The sequence below is a fragment of the Streptosporangium sp. NPDC000396 genome (assembly GCF_042898655.1).
GTDB lineage: Bacteria > Actinomycetota > Actinomycetes > Streptosporangiales > Streptosporangiaceae > Streptosporangium.
This window is the reverse complement of sequence record NZ_JBIAZA010000042.1, coordinates 17715-35400: the sequence shown is the minus strand read 5'-3', so window position 1 is coordinate 35400 and position 17686 is coordinate 17715. Positions and strand designations below refer to the sequence as shown.

Sequence of the window (17686 nt, the reverse complement as noted above, 5' to 3'; positions counted from 1 at the left end):
GACGCGAGGAGGAACCCGACATGATCGTGACGAGGGAAACCGGCCGGTCGCGCTCACCCCTGATCCGCCGCGCCCTCGGCACCGGGACGGCCGTCCCGGTGCAACCGTCCCGGCCCACCCCCGCGGAGCTGGCGGCACTGACAGATCTGCTCGCCGAGGCCCGGCCGCGGATCGAGACGATCACGATCGGTCACGGGCGCGACACCGTGTTCCGGGACGCGGCATGGGCGTTCGCCCGGTCATGGGAGTCGGCGGGCGGGAACGTGCTGGCGGTCGTCGACTGGCCCGAGGAGGCGGCGTCCTGGCTGCGCCCGGCACGGCGTTTCGCCGCGGGCGACCCCGACGCGTGGGTGGTGACCGGTGCGGCGCTGGGCTGGGCGCAGATGAGCCGCCGGCTCCGGCACAGCACCGGCTGGGACCCGCGGCGGACGTACGGGCTGGCCTGCGTCGGCGACGTGCGCGTCGTGGAACTGGCCGGGCCCGGGACGCTGGACGGCATGTGCGGGGCGTCGGCGGACGGCGGCGTGTGGCGGATCGGCCGCGGCCTGATCACCTACTACCCGCGTCAGGACGAGAGCTTCCGATGACGGAGCGGGCCACCCGGCAGGGGCCCGTGGCGGGGAAACAGTGAGGGAAACGGTGGGGGCGGCCACGCCCGCCCCCACCGGATCAGCGGACCGGGATCAGGTCCGGGCCGACGATGTGCCCCTGGTGCTCACCGGGCTCGTTCTGGTCGTGCCGGAAGTGCCCGGCGTACCAGACGACGACGTTGGTGCCGCTGACGCTCTCCCCGTTGACGAACCGGTTCAGCATCGCCCGGTTGTCGGTGCCGGGGTTGCCGTCGTACAGCTCGGCCGGGTGGTGGCGCAGGAACCACAGGTCGGCGACGCCGTAGGGGTCGCTGGTGTTGTCGTGCTCGCCGGGGTGGATCTGGTAGCCGCGGCCGCTGGACTTGTCGGTCACCTGCCAGAACCGGGCGGGATGGCGCCGCTTGCGGGCGACCTCCTGCACGATCGGCACCGACTCGGGGATGGTCGAGCCGGTGTCGTTGAACTGCTCGATCACGTCGTTCGCCGACCCCTCGACGTCGAAGTCGAAGCGCCAGTAGACGTGGTGGCGGTGACGCATGCAGGTGCGGGGGTTGCGCACCCCGGCGAAGCCGAAGCGCGGCCTGATCGTGCCGTCTTCGGCCAGACGCCACTCCGACACGTACCGGTACCAGCCGGCGGCCAGCTCGCTGACGATCCGCAGCTCACCGTCGGCGTAGTGGAAAGCCACGCCCTGAAAGTTGCCGGCGTCGTTGTCGGGCCGCTCCAGGATGGTCCTGGGCGGCTGCGTGCAGATCCGCCAGCCCCAGCCCACCGGGTCGGTGCCGGTGGCCGAAAAGCGGGTCTCCTGGTTCTGCCAGTCGCGGAAGGTGACGCCGTCCTCCTCGTACTGGACGTTGAGGATCGGCACGTGTGCCTGACGCAGCACGAGCCTGCCCCGGTAGCGCACCTCCCGCAGCTCCACCCCCGAGCCGTCGCCGGGGTCGCTGGGCGCCGACGCGCGGGGCCGTACCACGATCATGTTCCACAGCTCGGTGGTGCCGTCGACCACGCGCAGCCGTACCTGGTCCGGCCCTCCGCGATCGCGCAGGCTCTCGACCCCCTCGGGCAGATGGGACTCGCAGTCGCCCGGGTGCATCGCGACGCTCACCCCCGCCGGGGACCAGTCGATGCTGCCGGCGGCGACGTCGACGGCGACGATCTGGTGCCTGGGCGTGCCGGCGGGGTCGTAGACGCCCAGGGTGGGGCGGCGGGTGGTGGTGCCGTCGGGGTTCTCCAGGTCGGCCAGCGGCGGCATCGGCTGGTAGATCAGCACATCGCTCCCCTCGGGGAAGCCTTCGTCGGCCCGCAGGATCGCCGCGGCGGCCCTGAGCTCCTCCGGCCGGGGATTGGGCCGGTAGGCGCTGGGTGACACCTGCGCCTCCTCGGGCCGGTCAAGGGTGCCACGCAGCTCCACTCCCCGGTTGGAGAGCGGGTCGAACACGCTCGCCCGGAACTGCGCCCGCTCGTCCGGGTCGTGTCCGAGGGCAGTGGCGGCTCCCACGATCAGTCGCTGGGCGTCGGTGGTCTCCAGGTGAGCGAGAACGGCGGGGTGGGTCCCCGCCACCTGCCGCATCCGCTCGGCCGAGAGCCCCGCCTGGCCGACTGCCTCGATGATCACTCGCACGGTCATGATGATCTCCCCGTTGAAACGTCCGGTGACTGACGCCGCCCCCGGCACCTCCGGCGCCGCCCTTGTCATACCGCCCTGTTTCGACGCTGGGAAGACCCGGAATGTTCGGGCCGGCCACCACCGGTGGCGCGGGCCGAAGGTGCCTGGCAGAACCCCGCCCGCCAGGCACCCGACGCCCACCTGCGAAAATAGGATCATGCGGGGCTCATCCGGCGCCCCGCTCCGCTGCCATGACCGGCCAGGCGGGCATGCGGCCATGAGAGAACACCAGGTGTCATGACCGGTTCGCCACATGCCACCGGAAAGAAAGACGACTCCGGCATAGGAGGTCCTCTGCGGTGCACTTCGCCCGGCAGGTTCCGGGGCCATATCGGCACCGGGCCCGCGCAAGATCCAACAGGAGGGCAGTCTGGTGTCCAAGCGCTACTACATCGTGGCCGCGAGCGTGCTGTGCCTGACGCTGGCCACGGCCTGCGGGAGCAGCGGCTCCGTCATCGGCGGCCTCATCAAGGTCGCGAGCACTCCCACGGGGGAACCCAGCCAGCCCACCGCCCCGGCCGACGACTTCAAACGAGTCGGCAGCGAGGCCAACGGGCTCACCGTCGCCGTCCCCCGCGAATGGGTCGCGCTCGACCTGACCAAGGACGACCTCGACGAGGGCCTGAGGCGCAGCGGCCTGTCGGGGGAGGCGATGAAGCGCGCCAAGGAGAGCCTGCAGATCCTGGCGGCCAACAACGCCATCTGGGCGTTCGACCCCGAGTCGATGAAGACATCGCCCCACAGGTTCACCACCAACCTCAACGCCTACTGCCAGTCCGGCGCGAGCTCCTCGATCGAGCAGCTGATCGGCTCCGCCTCGAAGGAGCTGGAGCAGCTCGGCGCCAAGGTCTCCGAGGCGGCCCCGGTGCGGATCGCCGGTAGCGAGGCGGCGCGGATCGTCTACACGCTCCCGGCCGGTAACTTGACGGTCAAGGGCACGCAGTTCTACGTACCGACCTCGGACACGACCTGCACGGTCACGCTCAGCACCGACAAGGACGACAGGCAGCAGCTGTTCGACCAGATCGGTGAGACGATCCGCCCGCTGTGATCACGGCAGGCGGCTGGAGACGGGCCGTGGGGTCGGGAGGAAGACAGCCCCGATCTGCGGCACAATACCCGGCATGACCACTCCTCCGGCGCAACGTCCTCCCGGCACCGTGCTGGAAGCCGTGCTTGAGCGCATCACCTACGCCAACGAGGAAACCGGATACACCATCGCCAGGGTGGCCACCGAGCGCTCGGGCAGCGAGCTGCTGACCGTGGTCGGGCCGCTGCTGGGCGCCCAGCCCGGTGAGTCGCTGCGGCTGACAGGGCGGTGGACCTCCCATCCGCGCTACGGCAAGCAGTTCGAGGTGTGGTCCTACGCCACCGTGCTGCCCGCGACCGTCCAGGGCATCCAGCGCTATCTCGGCTCCGGGCTGATCAAGGGCATCGGGCCGAAGATGGCCGAGCGGATCGTGGACCACTTCGGCGTCGACACCCTCGAGATCATCGAGACCACCCCCGAGCGGCTGGTCGAGGTCCCCGGGCTCGGCCCCAAGCGGACCAAGATGATCGCCGCCGCCTGGGAGGAGCAGAAGGTCATCAAGGAAGTGATGATCTTCCTGCAGGGGGTCGGGGTGTCCACCTCCATCGCGGTGCGGATCTTCAAACAGTACGGCGACGCCTCGATCTCGGTCGTCAAGAGCGAGCCGTACCGGCTGGCCGACGACGTGTGGGGAATCGGCTTCAAGACCGCCGACACCATCGCCCAGGCCGTCGGCATCCCCCATGACAGCCCCGAGCGGGTCAAGGCGGGACTGCGCTACACCCTGTCCCAGGCCGCCGACGACGGCCACTGCTACCTGCCCGCGCCCAACCTCGTCGGCGACGCGGTGAAGATCCTGGAGGTCCCGGCCGAGCTGACCGTACAGTGCCTGGAGGAGCTCGTCGCCGAAGAGGGCGTGGTGCGCGAGGAGGTCCCGGTCGGCGACGGCACCGTTCCCGCCGTCTACCTGGTTCCCTTCCACCGCGCCGAGCTGTCTCTGGCGGGTTCGCTGCGCGGGTTGCTGCGCTCCGGGCACGACCGGCTGGGCGTCTTCGGGTCCGTCGACTGGGACGTGGCCCTCGCGTGGCTTCGCAAGCAGACCGGTGCCGAGCTCGCCGCCGAGCAGGCTCAGGCCGTACGGCTGGCGTTGACCGAGAAGGTGGCGGTGCTGACCGGCGGCCCCGGCTGCGGCAAGAGCTTCACCGTGCGTTCCATCGTCACCCTGGCCCGGGCCAAGAAGGCCAAGGTGATTCTGGCCGCGCCCACCGGCCGGGCGGCCAAGAGGCTCGCGGAGCTGACCGGTCACGAGGCCACCACCGTGCACCGGCTGCTGCAGCTGCGGCCGGGCGGGGACGCGACCTTCGACCGCGACAATCCCCTGGACGCCGACCTGGTGGTGGTGGACGAGGCCTCGATGCTGGATCTGCTGCTGGCCAACAAGCTGGTCAAGGCCGTCGCCCCGGGCACGCACCTGCTGTTCGTGGGGGATGTGGACCAGCTGCCCTCGGTGGGCGCGGGGGAGGTGCTGCGGGACCTGCTGGCCGCCGAGGAGGAGATCCCCCGGGTACGGCTGACACACATCTTCCGCCAGGCGCAGGAGTCGGGCGTGGTCACCAACGCCCACCGGGTCAACAACGGCCTGTCCCCGGCGCTGGAGGGGATGACCGACTTCTTCCTGTTCCCGTGCGAGGAGCCGGAGGAGATCGCGGCGCTGACCGTGGACGTGGTGACCAACCGGATCCCGCGCAAGTTCGGTCTCAATCCGCGCCGGGACGTCCAGGTGCTGGCGCCGATGCACCGGGGCGCGGCGGGGGCGGGCAACCTCAACATCGCGTTGCAGGAGTCGCTGACCCCCTCCCGGGAGAACATGCCCGAGCGCCGCTACGGAGGGCGGGTGTTCCGGGTCGGCGACAAGGTCACCCAGCTGCGCAACAACTACGAGAAGGGCGCGGCGGGGGTGTTCAACGGCACCGTGGGCCTGGTGGTCGACATCAAGCCCGACGATCACAAGCTGACCGTGCTGACCGACGAGGACGAGAACGTCGACTACGCCTTCGACGAGCTGGACGAGCTGGCCCACGCCTACGCGGTCTCCATCCACCGCTCCCAGGGCAGCGAATACCCGGCGGTGGTCATCCCGCTGGCGACCAGCGCGTGGATGATGCTGCAGCGCAACCTGCTCTACACCGCGATCACCCGGGCCAAGAAGCTCGTCGTCATCGTCGGCTCACGGCGGGCGCTGGCGCAGGCGGTGCGGACCCGGGGCGCCGGGCGCCGCCACACCAGCCTCACCCACCGGCTGCGCTCGCCGTGACCTCGCCGCTGAGCTCGCCTACAAGGTCGTCGAGGCCGAGCAGCCCGGCCAGGGCCTCGCGGCCGGGCTCGGTGACGCGAAGCGCGCGCCCGGAGCCGATCCTGCTGACCCACCCTCGTTCCAGGAGGGTCGCGCACAGCACGGCCCCGGCGGTGCCCGCCAGGTGATGGCGGCGTTCGGTCCAGTCCAGGCAGGGCCGGGCCAGGGGACGCTTGCCTGTGGCAGGCGGCAGCGTCGCCCGCAGCTCCGCCTCGAACCAGGCCAGCCCGTCGTCGCTGAGCGCGAAGCCGGTGTCCTGGCGCAGCAGCCCTCGCGTGGTGAGCGCGTCGGTGATCGTCACGCCGAGCCGCCCCGCCAGATGGTCGTAGCAGGTCCGGGCGGCCGCCATCGCCTTGGCGGCGCTGGCGGCGCGCAGCGTCGGCGGGCGGGCGTGGGCGCGGTCGGCGTGGGCGGTCATGTCCTCGATCAGCTGGGCCACCCGTGGTCCGGCGAGGCGCACGTAGCGGTGCCGCCCCTGGCGTTCCTCGGCCAGCAGCCCTCCCTCCACCAGCTGTGACAGGTGCTCGCTGGCCGTGGAGGCGGCGACCCCGGCGTGCTTGGCCAGCTCTCCGGCGGTCCAGGCCCGCCCGTCCAGCAGAGCCAGGCAGAATTGCGCGCGGGTGCTGTCGGCGAGCAGTCCGGCCAGCGTGGCCAGCGGAATCGGCGTCGTGGATGTCATCTGTCCATGATGGACCGCCGACACTTCGGCCGGCACCGAAGCGTCCCGCCTCTAGCGTTCACGGCATGACTTCCCAACCCCGGGTCGTGAGCCACCACGACGAGGTGCGCGCAATGCTGTCCGACCCCGATCTGACCGTCGTCCCCGCGCCCCGCCCTCCTTTCGCCCTGACCGTGGCCTGGCTGCGCGGCGCGGTCAGCCGTTTCGCCGACGGTCCCGTGCACGCCGCGCGCAGAGCCGCGGCGGTGGAGGTGCTCGCCGGTCTGGACACGCGGGTGCTGCGCGCCGAGGCGTTCCGGCTGGCGTCCTCACACCCTCGGGAGGCCGAGCTGGTCCCGGTGCAGGTGCTGGCCCTCGCGTTCGGTGTCCGCGCCGAGGACGTCCGGCGAGCGGCACGGGCGGTCGCGGCGATCGCGCCGGTCTATCTGCCTTCCCCGGCTTCACCCCTTCCGTCCGAGCAGGACATCGTGGCGGCCGATGAAAGCCTGGTACGGCTGTCGCGGCTGCTGGGCGACCCGGAGCCGGAGCGGCTGGCCGTACTGGCCGGGCTGCTCGCCCAGGCTTGCGACTCGACGGCCGGGCTGATTCGCAACGCGCTGGCGGCCGATGCCGCGCCCTGCCCGGTGGAGGATCTGCTGGCCGAGACGCTGCGGCACGATCCGCCCGTGCGGGTGCTGCGCCGTACCGCGGCGCGACCGGAGGCCGCGGGCGGTGGTGCGGTTCCGGGAGCGGAGCCGGGGGTCGTGGTGCTGGACGTGGCGGCGGCCAACCGGGATCCGGAGGTGTTCGACGATCCTGACCGTTTCCGGCCCGGTCGCGCTCAGGAACACCTGACTTTCGGGGCGGGGCTACGGCCCTGTCCGGGGCAAACGGTCGCGCTGGCGCTGGCGGCCGGAGTGGTGGAAGCGGTGAGAGGGTGATGTTCGAACGATTCACGGCCCTGCATCACGGGGAGAAGCCATTGCTGCTGCCGAACGCGTGGGATCACGCCTCGGCCGCGGCGCTGGCGGCGGCCGGGTTCGCGGCCGTGGGGACCACGAGCCTGGGAGTGGCGGCGGCTGCCGGCAAACCGGATGCCGAACAGGCGACACGGGCCGAGACCGTGGCCCTGGCCCACAGCATTGCGCGGCTCGGCATCCCGGTCACGGTCGACATCGAGGCAGGGTTCGGCGGTTCGCCCGGCGAGGTGGCCGAGCTGGCCGGGGAGCTGGCCGCCGCGGGGATCGCGGGGATCAACATCGAGGATGGGCGGGGCCACCACCTGGCGGAGACGGCCGAGCAGGTGGAGCTGGTCAGCGTGATCAAGCAGCGGGTTCCGGACCTGTTCGTCAACGCGCGCACCGATCCGTTCTGGCTGGGCGCTCCCGATGCCCTGGCCACCGCCGTACGGCGGGTGAAGGCGTATGCCGACGCGGGGGCCGACGGGGTGTTCGTGCCGGGCGCGACCGCCGAACGGGACCTGGAGACGCTGGTCGGCGCGACAGTGGTGCCGCTGAACGTGCTCATTCAGCCGGGGGTGCCGGTGGCGAGGCTGGCGGATCTGGGCGTACGGCGGATCAGCTACGGCTCGCTGCTGTTTCGGGCCGCGCTGCGGGCGGCCGTCACCACGGCGCTGGGGGTGGCCGACGGCGGCCCCGTCGCGGGCGACATTCCGTCCTACGAGCAAGTTGAGGTGCTCTGGCGTATCTGATGTCACAGCGGGTGACTACTCTGCCGCGTGGACCGGGGTCTCGTCAGGTCGCCGAGGCAGCAGGACGGCAGTAGGCACCGGGCGGGACTCCGTGCTCGCGTTCAGCCCCTCTTGCCGAGCCTTCGGGCAGCCAGCCACATCACGGCCACCGCGACCAGCACGCCCACGGCCGCTCCGGTGAGCAGGCCCAAGATGGTGTCGAGGCTGCCGTCGAAGTCGTCGAACTCTGCTTTGGTGACTCGTAGCAGCGGCACCGAGACCGTCGCCGTCAGCATCAGCACGGCGGCGATCAAAGCGTAGAACTTCGGGCTGAGGAAGATGTTGCGCCTCGGCGTTCGCGGCGGAGCGGCCAGCTCCGCGGCGGGCCCTACGCTGGCGGCCCTGGGCCGCTTGAAGTACTCGAAGCACACCCATCTGCCGCACGGCTCCCAGCCGTCGGGGGCGAGCAGGTCGAGCACGCTCTGGCGGCGGCCGGACGGAACCAGCTCCCTCCGATATTCCCACTGCTGAGGGCGCTCGGGGTCGCGGGTGCTGACGAACAGGCCCTTCACATCGACCCTGTCGACCTCCCAGCCCTGGGCGCCGTACTCGTTGAGCATCTTGACGTCGTGGAACAGGTCGGCGGTCCAGCACCAGGTGCGGGCGTCCGCGGCGGGCGGCGCCGGGGTGACGGCCAGTTCCCGGGCCAGCTCGGCCACCGGGCCGAACTCCTCCTCTGGATCGCCGCCGCTCTCGGCGAGGTAGCCGGCGAGGTCGTCGAGCGTGGCCCTGACCCGGTCGGCGGGCATGCCCGCCTCGGTCAGAACTACGGCGAGTTCGTCGAAGTAACCTCCGGCGGTCTCGTCAGCGTGGCCGCTCATCGGAGTTTCCCTTCGCGCGAACCCGCGGGCTGAGGTGCCTCGGCGAGACCCTTGGCCAGCACGGCGCGCACCGCCTCGTCGAAGCCCAGCCAGAGCCCACCCTGCTCGGCGAGCGTCTGCCTGCCCTGGTCGGTGAGCCGGTAGTAGCGGCGGCCAGGTCCGCGCTCGGTCACCCGGAACTCGGCGGTGACCAGCCCCGCCTCCTCCAGCCGGTTGAGCACCGGGTAGAGGGTGCCGCCCTTGATCTGGCCGAGGCCCGACGCGGCGAGGTCTTTGGCGATCTCGTAACCATAGTTCTCGCCAGCGGTCAGGCTGGCGAGAACCAGCAGGTCGAGCACGCCCTTGAGCCAGCTCGCGCGTCGGTCGCCCGTCATGCTGGCGATCCTATCTAGCCCGCGTGGCCGACTAGCTCACGTCGCGGCTGCGGGGTGAACACCAGGCCGCGAAGGTCGATCAGCGCGTGCAGCAGGATCGGCAGGAGCAGGCTGCCGCTCCTCAGGTAGAGCGAGGTCAGGCCGAAGCCGATCAGGGCGACCGCGAGCATGCCGCGCCAGCCCTGGTAGAGGTGGCCGACGACGAACACCGCCAGCGCGCCGAAGGCCGCGAGCTCCTTGCTCAGGCCGAGCGCGCCCGTGCCGACCGCGATGAGCAGGCCCCGGTAGATGATCTCCTCGGTGACGCCGGCGGTCACCGACAGGCCCGCGGCGTACCAGCGCTCGGCCGCGGTGCGCGGCAGCAGGTGGTGGACGGCCTGTTGGCCGGGGACGGATTTGCCCTTGGCGGCCAGCCACCGGAAGACCAGCACGCCCGCCGTGGCGGCGACCAGGAAGCCGACGATCGTGCCGAGCGTGTTGCTCAGCGGCTCCTTGATCACCAGGCCGATGCTCGCGGCGTCGAGGCTCGGTTCCACGGCGACGATGAGCAGTGCCGCGGCGGCCAGCACCCACAGTTCGCCGCTCCAGAGCATGAACATCCGGCGATAGGCCGTGGGGTCTTGGTCGCGGATGCGGGCCAGCCGGTCGTATGTGCGCTTGCCGATCAGGGGGGCGGCGACGGCCAGGTAGCCGACGAGAACGACCACCAGGACGAGCGACAAGGGGGTGAATGACATGGAAGCCTCCATGGGTGCTCTGCTACCTAAACCGTAGAACAACCTAGTTAGGTATGCAATCTAGATTGCGGTGAGAGCATGTGGGACGGCTCCGGGCTGCCCCCTTCGACCCCAGCCACATGGCCGGACGCCGGGGCTGGAGGATCGGGCTAGTCCTTCGAGCGGTGGAAGAGACGGGCGCCGCCGAACAGGCAGAGGGCCGCCGTGGCCAGGGTGACGGCGACACCGACGGCGACGACGCCGTTGGTGTAATGGCCCAGGAACACCTGGCGTACGGCGTCGACCGTGTAGCGGAACGGGACGACCAGGGAGGCGCCGTTCAGCCAGCCGGGGGCGAGACTCATCGGGAGCAGCAGGCCGGACAGCAGCATGAGCGGCATCCCGGCCGTGTTGGCGATGGCGGCGAACTCCGGTGGCGTCGCGATGTTCATGGCCAGCCCATAGGAGAGGGCGGACAGGGCCGCCGCGAGCGCGGCGATGAACAGCAGGCCGATCAGGATCCCGGTGAGCGGGGCACGCAGTCCGAAGGCGACGCCGAGAAGAATGAGCAGGACGGACTGCGCCAGAAGCTGGACCACATCGCGCAGGACACGGCCGAGCAGCATCGCCAGGGGGTGCACCGGGGTGACCCGCATACGGTCGATGACGCCGAGGTTGCGGTCCATCAGCAGGCCGAGCCCCACGAAGGAACCGCCGAGCAGGGCGAGCTGAACGAGTACGCCAGGCACCAGGGCCTGCCAGGAGGAGCCGTCCAGGCCCAGGTCGAGCCTGGTCAGAAGCGGCCCGAAAAGCGCCAGGAAGAGCAGTGGCTGGAGCATGCCGAACAGGAGATTGGTCTTCGAGCGAAGCGTCGCGCGCAGGTACCGGGCGAAGATGACACCGGTGTCGGTGAGCAGAGTCATGGGAGATCCAGAAGGTCAGATGGCGATGGGCTCGCCGGCCGTGGTCCGGCCGGTGATGGCGAGGAAGGCGTCCTGGAGGCTGGCGGCGGGATCGCCCGCATGGCGGTTCTTGAGGTCGGTGGGGGAGCCCTCGGCGACGACCGTCCCGGCGTCCACGACGACGATGCGGTCGGCGAGCGCGTCGGCCTCGTCCAGGTAGTGCGTGGTGAGGAACACCGTGGTGCCGAACTCGGCGCGGATGTGCCGGACCAGGTTCCACAGCTCGGCGCGGCTGCCGGGGTCGAGCCCGGTGGTCGGCTCGTCGAGGAAGAGCACCTCGGGCCGGTTGACCAGGCCGAGGGCGATCTCGAGCCGACGGCGCTGGCCGCCGGAGAGCGCGACGGTGGGACGGTCCATCAGGTCTGCCAGCGCGAGGTCGCGGGCCAGTTCCTCGGCGCGCTCGCGCGCCTCGGTCTTGGACAGCCGGTGCAGCCGCCCCTGCGTGATCAACTCTTCGCGCACCCCGCAGGCGGGATCCAGGCCGCCGGACTGGGCGACGTAGCCGATCCGCCGGCGTACGGCGAGCGGGTCGCGGAGCAGGTCATGTCCGGCGATCTCCGCTCGGCCGCCGGTGGGCGGCAGGAGGGTGACGAGCATGCGCATGGTCGTGGTTTTCCCGGCCCCGTTCGGTCCGAGGAAGCCGAGGATCTCGCCGCGATCGACGGTCAGGTCGATACCTCGGACCGCGTGCACCGGACCGCCCCTGAGATGGAACGTCCGGGTGAGCCCCTGGGTGCGGATGACTGGTGAAGACATACTGCGGATAAAAACACAATGCACTGCAAAATTGCAATCCACTTAAAATTTGCTGTTCGGTTAGACTTTTGGCCATGACAGAGGGGCTGAGGGAACGCAAGAAGCGGCAGACGCGGCGGCGCATCTCCGAGGTGGCCACCGGCCTGTTCGTGGAGCGGGGCTTCGAGCACGTCACGATCGCCGAGGTCGCCGAGGCGGCCGAGGTGTCCGTGAACACCGTCTACAACTACTTCCAGGCGAAGGAGGACCTGGTCCTGCCGCCGGAGGAGGCGTCGCCACGGCGGCTGGCCGACATCGTGCGGCACCGCCCGCCCGGAGAGTCCGCCGCACGGGCGGTGCTGGCCCACCTGCGTGACGAGGTGCACCGCCGCGACCGCAAGCTGGGGCTGACCGAGGGCTTCGGCCGGGTCTTCGAGATGATGCGGGCCGCCCCCACGCTCACCGCCCGGCTGGGGGACCTCGGCCAGCAGATGACCGACGCGCTCGCCGTCGAACTCGCCGAGGAGACCGGGGCCGCGCCGGACGACCCGCTGCCCCGCGTGGTGGCCTTTCAGCTCGGCTGCTTTCACTCGCTGATCTACGGCGAGATCGGCAAGCGCACCGCGGCGGGGGAGAGTCCCGAGGCGATCGCCGAGGCCGTGCTGGAGCTCCTCGATGTCGTCGAGGACCTGCTCGGCGAACGTGTCCTCACCTATGCTGTCCGAGAGGGCCGGCCGAGTTCAGGGTGACGACTCGGGCAAGTTCGCCGGGCTCAGCGCCCTCCTGATGACGAGCAAGCCGCCCGCTTATGGCGCATCTCTCGCCCGCGTGCCTGGAAGCCGCCGCGCCCGCCGACATAGGCGCCGTCCTGGGCCGGACGCTGCGCATGCCGGACGCTGCGCATGCTGCACGAGTTGCCCATCGCCGAGCGCCCCTTCGACGGCCGGCTGCCGGCGGTCCTCGAACGTGCCGGCGCCAACGTCCGCGACGGCCTCTCAGAGATGGCCGAGGATCTCGGACAGGGAGGAGATCACGTTGGTGGCGCCCGCGCCGATGAGCCGCTCCGCCGGTGTCAGGGCGGTGTAGCCGAGCACGTCCATGCCTGCCGCGCGGGCGGCCAGGATCCCGTTGGGACTGTCCTCGACCACCAGGCAGTCGCGCGGGGTGACGCCGAGCGTCGCCGCGGCGTGCAGGAAGACGTCGGGCGCCGGCTTGCCCGTGCCTCCGACGTCCTCGGCGCTGAAGACCACGTCGCGGGGGAGCAGGCCGCTCAGCCCCGCCCGGTCGAGGGCGAGTTCGATCCACGCGTGGTCGGAGGAGGAGGCGAGGCAGTAGCGGATACCGCGACGGCGTAACTCGGCCAGGACCTCGGCGGCACCCGGCGTGGCGGCCAGGCCCTGCCGGAAGGCGGCGAAGACGCGCTCGTGGCACCGAGTGGCGAAGTCGTCCGGCAGGCTGCCCCCGTACCGTTCGGCGATCACCCGGTGCACATTGCGCCCGGCGTTTCCCAGGAAGTGGTGCAAGGACTCGTCCAGGGTCGTCGGATACCCCAGCTCGGTGAGGTAGCCGGACATCACCCGATGTGCCGTGGGCTCGCTGTCCACCAGCACCCCGTCGTTGTCGAAGATCACCAAGCTATACGACATTGCGGTAATGGGTGGTCAAGCGCATGTCGTCCAGGACGTGGAAGGCGAGCGCGGGTGGCTGGTCCAGGTGAACGATGTCCTTGGGGTGGGCGCGGTCCTCCCAGGGCAGACGAAGCGTGGACACCACACCGGGTGCCACCAGCAGGGGACGCCCGGCGAAGGTGGTGACCGCCGCCGTGTGCGCGTGCCCGGACAGGAAGGCCACGATGTTGTCGTGGCGGTCCGCGAGTGCCGCCACCCGTTCGGCCCCGAACTGGCGGATGCCGTCGATGAAGGGCTCGTGCAGCAGGGCAGGCGGGTGATGGAACCCGACCAGCACCGGCGTCGTGCTCGGAGTGCGGGCGAGCAGGTCCGCCAGCCACGCCGTGGTCGCCTCCTCCAGAAGGCCCTCGTCCTTGCCCGGCACCGAGGAGTCGCAGAGCGCGACGACGGCGTCGCCGGCGCGGAGTGACTGGTTGATCGGCGTGGTCGACGGCGCTTCCCCGAGCAGGTGCTCGCGGAACGCGGCGCGGTCGTCGTGGTTGCCCGGGCACATCAGGACCGGGTGCCGGGAGACGAACAGCTCGCGGGCGAGTTCGTACTCGGCGGGCGAGCCGTGGTCGGCGATGTCCCCGGTGATCAGGATCGCGTCCAGGTCGTAGGGGAGGTTTTCGAGGTATCGCATGACGGCTGCCGTGCGCTCGATGCTGCGGTCACCGTCGTCGATGTGCGTGTCGCTGAGGTGGGCGATCACCATCAATATGGGCGTCCCTTCGGGATGGAACAGGAGGGACGTCGCCCGTCCGGGCTGACGTGCTCAGAGTCTAGAGAGGAACCGGATCATGGATAAGATCCAGTTCTATGCCGTTTTCTTGGGCCAGTTCGGGGATCGACCTCTACCTCCGCATCGAACCCGGCACCAAGCGGCGGGCCGGTCTGGAGTCCGCCCTGCGCTCGGCCATCCGGGAGGGGCGACTGCCCGCGAGGACGCCCATGCCGTCCACCCGAGAGCTGGCCCGTGAACTCGGCCTCTCACGCGGCACCGTCACCGCCGCCTATGACCAGCTGGTCGCGGAGGGTTTCCTGGTCACCCGCCCAGGCTCCGGCACCACGGTGGCCGAGCTGCCGGTGCGCTCCGCCCCGGCCGCCGCGCAGCCCGCCCCCACGCCACCGCCTGCCCGCTACGACCTTCGTCCCGGACAGCCGGACGTCAGCGTCTTCCCGACCCGCGCCTGGCTCGCGTCCACCCGCCGGGTCCTCACCGGCGCCCAGCCGGAGGTCTTCGCGGCCGGAGACCCGCAGGGCCGCATCGAACTCCGCCGCGCGCTGGCCGACTATCTCGGCCGCACTCGCGGCGTGATCGCCCCACCCGATCGCATCGTGATCACCTCCGGCTACTACCAGAGCGTGGGGTTGCTCGCCGCCGTGCTGGGCGCGCGCGACGCCAGGACGGTGGCCGTCGAAGACCCCGGCCACAACCACTTCAGGAACGTCATCCATCGCGCCGGGCTCACCACCGTCGCCCTGCCGGTCGATGCGCACGGCGCCCGCGTCGAGACGTTGGCGCCGGACGCCTCGGCGGTGTTCCTCACCCCCGCCCATCACTACCCGACAGGCGTCCCCCTGCATTCCAGCCGCCGTCAGGCCCTGTGCGCGTGGGCCCGCGACACCGGCGGCCTGCTCGTCGAGGACGACTACGACGGCGAGTTCCGCTACGACCGGCAGCCCATCGGCGCTCTGCAGGGACTGGCCCCCGGCCACACCGTCTACTGCGGCACCGCCTCCAAGACCCTCGGCCCCGCGCTGCGGCTGGCCTGGATGGTCCTGCCGCCTCATCTGCTCCAGGAGGTCGTCCTGGCCAAGCAGGAGGCCGACCAGTACACCGAGACCCTCAACCAGCTGGTCCTGGCCGACCTGATCACCACTTATGCCTATGACCGTCACATCCGCGCCACCCGGCTGCGCTACGGGCGCCGCCGCACGCTTCTGCTCGACCGCATCGCCATGATCGCGGGGCTCACCGCCCACGGTGTTCCCGCGGGGCTGCACACCCTCGTCACCATCCCCGCCGCCGGCCCGACCGAGCGGGAACTCCTGGACCACTGCGCCGGGCACGGCATCGCGCTGCGCGGTCTCGCCGAACTCCACCATGATCCCGCCGGATCCCCGGAGGGCCTCCTGATCGGCTTCGCGGCGCCGCCGGAGCGCGCGTACCCGGCCGCCCTTAACGCCCTGTCCGTGGCTCTGGCCTCAGCGCTGTCCTCCTAGCGGACGTGTCCGCCACCTGGCGGACCGTCTTGACGTACGGCACCCCGTTCAACTCCCGGCGACCGCCGAGGCCCCCGCAGCGGCAGGCGTTCGCGATGCCAATCGGTCTATACATAGTCTCCAGGAAACTAATATGCTGGAGACTATGAGCGAGTATCACCGTTCCCCGCTGGCTCTGGCCGTACTGGCGCTGCTCACCAGTGAGCCCATGCACCCGTATCGCATGCAGCAGGTCATCAAGCAGTGGGGCAAAGACCAGGTCATCAACGTCGGCTCCCGGGCGACGCTGTACAAGACCATCGACCGGCTGGTCAGAGAAGGACTGATCGTGGTCCATGAGACCGAGCGCGAGCGGCTGCGCCCCGAGCGAACCGTGTACGCGCTGTCGGACACCGGCCGCGAGGTCTCCCGCCAGTGGTTGAGGGAGATGCTGTCCTCTCCCAAGCGCGAGTTCCCAGAGTTCCCCGCTGCAGTCTCACTGCTGCCGCTGCTCGACCCCGGCGAGGTCCAGGCCGAGCTGGAGAAGCGCCACGCGCACCTGACGGCGGCGGTGGCCCGCATGGACGAGGAACTCGCCGCCTACACGGGAGAGGGCCTGCCGCGCGTGGCCCTGGTCGAACAGGAATACCTGCGGGCCATGACCGCAACCGAGCGGGACTGGGTGGGCGCACTCGTCGATGACCTGCGCACGGGACGTCTGCGCTGGTCCCAGCAAGAACTGCGGGAACGCATGGAAGAAGGATCATCGTGAAAGTAATCGTCATCGGGGCCGGAACCGGCGGGCTGTGCCTGGCGCACGGACTCAAGCAGTCGGGCATCGACGTCGCCGTGTACGAGCGCGACCGCACGAGACGGGACGGCCTGCAGGGCTATCGCGTCGGCATCGATCCGGACGGCAACCGGGCACTGCACGCGTGCCTGCCCAAAGATCTTTTCGACACCTTCGTCGCCACCTGCGCTCGCGCCCCACGCTACGGCAACATGTTGACCGAGCGGCTCACCGAGATGCTCTCGCTTGACAGCGGCCCGGTCAGCACCGACCCCCTGAAGAGCGAGAAGTCGGTCAGCCGGATGACCATGCGGCAGGTGCTGCTGACCGGCATGGAAGACGTGGTGCACTTCGGCAAGGTCTTCACCCGATACACCCACGAGGACGACGGCACGGTCACGGCGCACTTCGAGGACGGCACCACGGCCACCGGTGACCTGCTCGTCGCGGCCGACGGCTCCAACTCCCGGGTGCGGCGGCAGTATCTCCCGCACGCCAGGCTGGAGGACTCGGGCCTGGTAGGCGTCACGGGCAAGCTCCTGCTGACGGAGGAGACCAGGAGACTGCTCCCGCCAAAGGTCATCGAGGGCGTCTCCATGGTCTTCGCGCCCGGCGGATACAACTGCGTCCTGCACGTCATGGAGTTCAAGTGGGACCACGCGGGCGAGTTGAAGAACGGCATCGGCGGCGACGACGCCGAGCTGCTGGCCGCCTGGCCGGGGCTGAACTTCGACAACACCCGCGACTACATCATGTGGGGCTTCGCCGGGGCGACGCGCAACCTTCCGGCTGACGTGCTGAGCAGGAAAGGCCCCGAGCTGCACCGGATGGTGACGGAGCTGACCGGTCGCTGGCATCCCAACCTGCGCAAGCTGTTCGCGATGACCGATCCCACGACGTGCTTCCCACTCTCCATCCGGACCTCCGTGCCGATCCCGCAGTGGGAGACCAGCAACGTCACCCTTCTCGGCGACGCCATCCACACCATGACCCCGGGACGTGGAGTGGGCGCCAACACCGCGCTGCGCGACGCCGCCCTCCTGCGCCGCAACCTCGTGGCCGTCCGTGACGGCGAGAAGGGCTTGCTGGAGGCCGTCCGCGGCTACGAGACAAAGATGATCGAGTACGGCTTCGACGCCGTCGTGAAGTCCCGGCAGCAGATGAGCGGCGACGACCCGATCCACCGGCCGGTGCTCGGCCGGCTCATGCTGGCCGTGATGCGCACGGGCATGCGCGTCGTGAACCATCTGCCGCCGGTGAAGCGGCGCATGGCCGAGGCTCAGGCACGCTATCGGGGCGCCGACCGCGACGACTTCTAGCGCCGCACCAGGCCAGGCGTGAGAGAAGCGGACGGTGCCGCTCCTTC

General features: G+C 70.5%; 18 protein-coding genes. 9 read left to right on the top strand and 9 right to left on the bottom strand.

Features of this window, described 5'->3' with window-relative positions:
- Positions 1-20: 20 nt before the first annotated feature.
- Complete coding sequence (locus tag ACFY2X_RS42435) at positions 21-587, top strand: hypothetical protein (protein WP_389949556.1); 567 nt, start codon at positions 21-23, stop codon at positions 585-587.
- Positions 588-669: 82 nt separating this feature from the next.
- Here the strand turns inward: ACFY2X_RS42435 and ACFY2X_RS42430 are convergent, their stop codons facing one another.
- Positions 670-2220, bottom strand: a complete 1551-nt coding sequence (locus ACFY2X_RS42430) for a hypothetical protein (RefSeq protein WP_389949550.1) — start codon at positions 2218-2220, stop codon at positions 670-672.
- A gap of 412 nt (positions 2221-2632) precedes the next feature.
- Here ACFY2X_RS42430 and ACFY2X_RS42425 point away from each other — a divergent pair, with 412 nt between their 5' ends.
- Together ACFY2X_RS42425 and ACFY2X_RS42420 are read left to right on the top strand one after the other, a co-directional pair.
- A complete protein-coding gene (locus tag ACFY2X_RS42425; protein WP_389949547.1) occupies positions 2633-3310 on the top strand; it encodes a hypothetical protein in 678 nt (225 codons plus the stop codon).
- Between the two features lie 73 nt (positions 3311-3383).
- Positions 3384-5603 (top strand): ATP-dependent RecD-like DNA helicase, encoded by a 2220-nt coding sequence (locus ACFY2X_RS42420; protein WP_389949545.1) that lies wholly within the window; start codon positions 3384-3386, stop codon positions 5601-5603.
- Here the strand turns inward: ACFY2X_RS42420 and ACFY2X_RS42415 are convergent.
- The gene (locus ACFY2X_RS42415) at positions 5578-6321 is read right to left on the bottom strand and encodes an ArsR/SmtB family transcription factor (protein WP_389949543.1); all 744 of its coding nucleotides are present in this window, start codon (positions 6319-6321) and stop codon (positions 5578-5580) included. The two genes, ACFY2X_RS42420 and ACFY2X_RS42415, sit on opposite strands and share 26 nt — an antisense overlap.
- A 65-nt stretch (positions 6322-6386) precedes the next feature.
- Between ACFY2X_RS42415 and ACFY2X_RS42410 the strand changes: the two genes are divergently transcribed.
- Positions 6387-7241 (top strand): cytochrome P450, encoded by an 855-nt coding sequence (locus ACFY2X_RS42410; protein ID WP_389949540.1) that lies wholly within the window; start codon positions 6387-6389, stop codon positions 7239-7241.
- Complete coding sequence (locus tag ACFY2X_RS42405) at positions 7241-8011, top strand: isocitrate lyase/phosphoenolpyruvate mutase family protein (RefSeq protein ID WP_389949537.1); 771 nt, start codon at positions 7241-7243, stop codon at positions 8009-8011. The genes ACFY2X_RS42410 and ACFY2X_RS42405 overlap by 1 nt, the downstream gene beginning before the upstream one ends.
- Before the next feature lie 101 nt (positions 8012-8112).
- On the opposite strand, the gene ACFY2X_RS42400 is transcribed toward ACFY2X_RS42405, so the two are convergent.
- From ACFY2X_RS42400 to ACFY2X_RS42380, 5 genes are all read right to left on the bottom strand, one after another.
- Positions 8113-8871, bottom strand: a complete 759-nt coding sequence (locus tag ACFY2X_RS42400; protein ID WP_389949535.1) for a hypothetical protein — start codon at positions 8869-8871, stop codon at positions 8113-8115.
- The gene (locus ACFY2X_RS42395) at positions 8868-9245 is read right to left on the bottom strand and encodes a PadR family transcriptional regulator (RefSeq protein WP_389949532.1); all 378 of its coding nucleotides are present in this window, start codon (positions 9243-9245) and stop codon (positions 8868-8870) included. Before ACFY2X_RS42395 ends, ACFY2X_RS42400 begins: the two co-directional genes overlap by 4 nt.
- A 14-nt stretch (positions 9246-9259) precedes the next feature.
- Positions 9260-9982 (bottom strand): CPBP family intramembrane glutamic endopeptidase, encoded by a 723-nt coding sequence (locus ACFY2X_RS42390; protein WP_389949530.1) that lies wholly within the window; start codon positions 9980-9982, stop codon positions 9260-9262.
- Between the two features lie 149 nt (positions 9983-10131).
- A complete protein-coding gene (locus ACFY2X_RS42385; protein WP_389949527.1) occupies positions 10132-10884 on the bottom strand; it encodes an ABC transporter permease in 753 nt (250 codons plus the stop codon).
- A gap of 15 nt (positions 10885-10899) precedes the next feature.
- A complete protein-coding gene (locus ACFY2X_RS42380; RefSeq protein WP_389949524.1) occupies positions 10900-11679 on the bottom strand; it encodes an ABC transporter ATP-binding protein in 780 nt (259 codons plus the stop codon).
- Between the two features lie 74 nt (positions 11680-11753).
- Here ACFY2X_RS42380 and ACFY2X_RS42375 point away from each other — a divergent pair, with 74 nt between their 5' ends.
- Positions 11754-12407, top strand: coding sequence for a TetR/AcrR family transcriptional regulator (locus tag ACFY2X_RS42375; protein ID WP_389949523.1), 654 nt, complete (start codon positions 11754-11756; stop codon positions 12405-12407).
- Between the two features lie 246 nt (positions 12408-12653).
- On the opposite strand, the gene ACFY2X_RS42370 is transcribed toward ACFY2X_RS42375, so the two are convergent.
- Both ACFY2X_RS42370 and ACFY2X_RS42365 read right to left on the bottom strand, forming a co-directional pair.
- Positions 12654-13304 (bottom strand): HAD family hydrolase, encoded by a 651-nt coding sequence (locus ACFY2X_RS42370; protein ID WP_389949521.1) that lies wholly within the window; start codon positions 13302-13304, stop codon positions 12654-12656.
- Entirely contained in the window at positions 13294-14040 is a 747-nt protein-coding gene (locus ACFY2X_RS42365) for a metallophosphoesterase (RefSeq protein WP_389949518.1), read from the bottom strand. The genes ACFY2X_RS42370 and ACFY2X_RS42365 overlap by 11 nt, the downstream gene beginning before the upstream one ends.
- A 104-nt stretch (positions 14041-14144) precedes the next feature.
- On the opposite strand from ACFY2X_RS42365, the gene ACFY2X_RS42360 reads away from it, so the two are divergent.
- From ACFY2X_RS42360 to ACFY2X_RS42350, 3 genes are all read left to right on the top strand, one after another.
- Positions 14145-15551, top strand: a complete 1407-nt coding sequence (locus ACFY2X_RS42360) for a PLP-dependent aminotransferase family protein (protein WP_389949516.1) — start codon at positions 14145-14147, stop codon at positions 15549-15551.
- 145 nt (positions 15552-15696) lie between these two features.
- Positions 15697-16302, top strand: a complete 606-nt coding sequence (locus ACFY2X_RS42355) for a PadR family transcriptional regulator (protein ID WP_389949513.1) — start codon at positions 15697-15699, stop codon at positions 16300-16302.
- On the top strand, positions 16299-17639 hold the full coding sequence (locus ACFY2X_RS42350; protein WP_389949510.1) for an FAD-dependent oxidoreductase: 1341 nt from the start codon (positions 16299-16301) through the stop codon (positions 17637-17639). The genes ACFY2X_RS42355 and ACFY2X_RS42350 overlap by 4 nt, the downstream gene beginning before the upstream one ends.
- Positions 17640-17686 lie beyond the last annotated feature (47 nt).

What these genes read in the sequence shown, in the direction of transcription:
- ACFY2X_RS42435 (WP_389949556.1), top strand. Translation starts at nt 21, where the DNA reads ATGATCGTGACGAGGGAAACCGGCCGGTCGCGCTCACCCCTGATCCGC.
- ACFY2X_RS42430 (WP_389949550.1), bottom strand. Translation starts at nt 2,220, where the DNA reads ATGACCGTGCGAGTGATCATCGAGGCAGTCGGCCAGGCGGGGCTCTCG.
- ACFY2X_RS42420 (WP_389949545.1), top strand. Translation starts at nt 3,384, where the DNA reads ATGACCACTCCTCCGGCGCAACGTCCTCCCGGCACCGTGCTGGAAGCC.
- ACFY2X_RS42415 (WP_389949543.1), bottom strand. Translation starts at nt 6,321, where the DNA reads ATGACATCCACGACGCCGATTCCGCTGGCCACGCTGGCCGGACTGCTC.
- ACFY2X_RS42410 (WP_389949540.1), top strand. Translation starts at nt 6,387, where the DNA reads ATGACTTCCCAACCCCGGGTCGTGAGCCACCACGACGAGGTGCGCGCA.
- ACFY2X_RS42405 (WP_389949537.1), top strand. Translation starts at nt 7,241, where the DNA reads ATGTTCGAACGATTCACGGCCCTGCATCACGGGGAGAAGCCATTGCTG.
- ACFY2X_RS42400 (WP_389949535.1), bottom strand. Translation starts at nt 8,871, where the DNA reads ATGAGCGGCCACGCTGACGAGACCGCCGGAGGTTACTTCGACGAACTC.
- ACFY2X_RS42395 (WP_389949532.1), bottom strand. Translation starts at nt 9,245, where the DNA reads ATGACGGGCGACCGACGCGCGAGCTGGCTCAAGGGCGTGCTCGACCTG.
- ACFY2X_RS42390 (WP_389949530.1), bottom strand. Translation starts at nt 9,982, where the DNA reads ATGTCATTCACCCCCTTGTCGCTCGTCCTGGTGGTCGTTCTCGTCGGC.
- ACFY2X_RS42385 (WP_389949527.1), bottom strand. Translation starts at nt 10,884, where the DNA reads ATGACTCTGCTCACCGACACCGGTGTCATCTTCGCCCGGTACCTGCGC.
- ACFY2X_RS42380 (WP_389949524.1), bottom strand. Translation starts at nt 11,679, where the DNA reads ATGTCTTCACCAGTCATCCGCACCCAGGGGCTCACCCGGACGTTCCAT.
- ACFY2X_RS42375 (WP_389949523.1), top strand. Translation starts at nt 11,754, where the DNA reads ATGACAGAGGGGCTGAGGGAACGCAAGAAGCGGCAGACGCGGCGGCGC.
- ACFY2X_RS42370 (WP_389949521.1), bottom strand. Translation starts at nt 13,304, where the DNA reads ATGTCGTATAGCTTGGTGATCTTCGACAACGACGGGGTGCTGGTGGAC.
- ACFY2X_RS42365 (WP_389949518.1), bottom strand. Translation starts at nt 14,040, where the DNA reads ATGGTGATCGCCCACCTCAGCGACACGCACATCGACGACGGTGACCGC.
- ACFY2X_RS42360 (WP_389949516.1), top strand. Translation starts at nt 14,145, where the DNA reads ATGCCGTTTTCTTGGGCCAGTTCGGGGATCGACCTCTACCTCCGCATC.
- ACFY2X_RS42355 (WP_389949513.1), top strand. Translation starts at nt 15,697, where the DNA reads ATGAGCGAGTATCACCGTTCCCCGCTGGCTCTGGCCGTACTGGCGCTG.